We start from the raw sequence: 1,327 nt of genomic DNA, 5'->3' as shown, positions 1-1,327 counted from the left end.
GGGGGGCCGCATTGCATGTGGCGCTCGTTGGAAGGCCTGGTTCGTGCATTCGACGCCTTGCAGGGAACCGAGCGCAGGAGGTCCGCTTCACGCGTTTTCTGCGCAATGATCGGGTAAGTGTCGCAGAGATGGCGAGCCATGCGGCTTCGCGCACGGCGGAACGTGTTGCCGGTCGCGAGATCATCGTGGTTCAGGATACCAGCGAACTGATCCTTGGCGGACGGCGCGCCAAAGCCAACGGCTATGGCCCTGTCGGCAAAGGCGGCGGAACGCGCGGCCTGCTTTTGCATGCGGCGCTCGCACTCGATGCCGGCACTGATGCGTTACTGGGTCTTGTTGATGCGCAGGTCTGGAATCGGGACAAGGGCAAGGTGACGCCCCGGCGATCGCGAGCAACAACAGACAAGGAGTCGCAGCGTTGGCTGTCCGCGGCGGCTCAAGCCAGCGCGGCCTTATCGACCGCGCAAAGCATCACCGTGATCTCCGACCGGGAAAGCGACATCTACGAGCACTTCGCGCGACGTCCGGCGAATGTGGAGTTGCTTGTCAGGGCAAACTGGAATCGGAAGATCAAACTGAAGTCCGGAGCTTTTGCGAAGCAGTTTGCATTTGTTGATGGCTTGCCGGAAGCTGCCCGGTTCAGCGTGACGATTCCTGCGGCGCCGGGCCGCAAGGAGCGGATAGCCGAGCTTGCCTTGCGCTTCTCGCCGATAATGCTATGCCGGCCACATCCCAGCCCTGGCCCAGATCTGCCCGACATGATCCGCCTGACCATGGTGGACGTTCGGGAGGTGTCATCGACCCATGACGGCGAGCCGATCCACTGGCGGCTTCTCACCACGCATGTCGTAAGAAGCCCAGAACAAGCTCGTCGGATCGTCGACCTCTATCGCAAGCGTTGGACCATCGAGGAGTTCTTCCGCACGCTCAAATCCGCCGGTTTTGATATCGAGGAAGCCGACATTGGCGAACCCGAGGTCATGATCAAGTTCGTTGCCGCAGCCGCCGTAGCGACGGTCACGATCATGCAACTGGTTCGCGCCCGTGACGGCACGACCGAGGAAGAACTGACCGAGGCCTTCGAGCCGGATGACCAGCCTGTGCTGGAAGCCCTCTCTTCTCAACTCGAGGGGGCCACTGTGAAGCAAAAGAACCCGCATCCAAAAGGCACTCTCGCCTTCGCTGCGTGGGTCATTGCTCGGCTTGGAGGATGGACCGCCTACTATGGAAAGCCTGGTCCAAAGGTGATGCGCCTGGGCCTCGAAGCCTTCCGTCGCATCAAATACGGCACCACTTTGAGGCTCAAAAATGTGTGAATCGGATAGCC

The 1,327-nt window shown here is 60.8% G+C and carries 1 protein-coding gene; it reads left to right on the top strand.

Features of this window, described 5'->3' with window-relative positions:
• A partial coding sequence (locus tag CWO89_RS44275; RefSeq protein WP_245476869.1) for an IS4 family transposase occupies positions 1 to 1,316 on the top strand: 1,316 nt, incomplete at its 5' end.
• Positions 1,317 to 1,327 lie beyond the last annotated feature (11 nt).

Origin of the sequence: Bradyrhizobium sp. Leo170, assembly GCF_004296405.1 — a bacterium.
GTDB lineage: Bacteria > Pseudomonadota > Alphaproteobacteria > Rhizobiales > Xanthobacteraceae > Bradyrhizobium.
The sequence above is the reverse complement of the archived record's forward strand: the minus strand, read 5'-3'. Positions and strand labels throughout refer to the sequence as shown.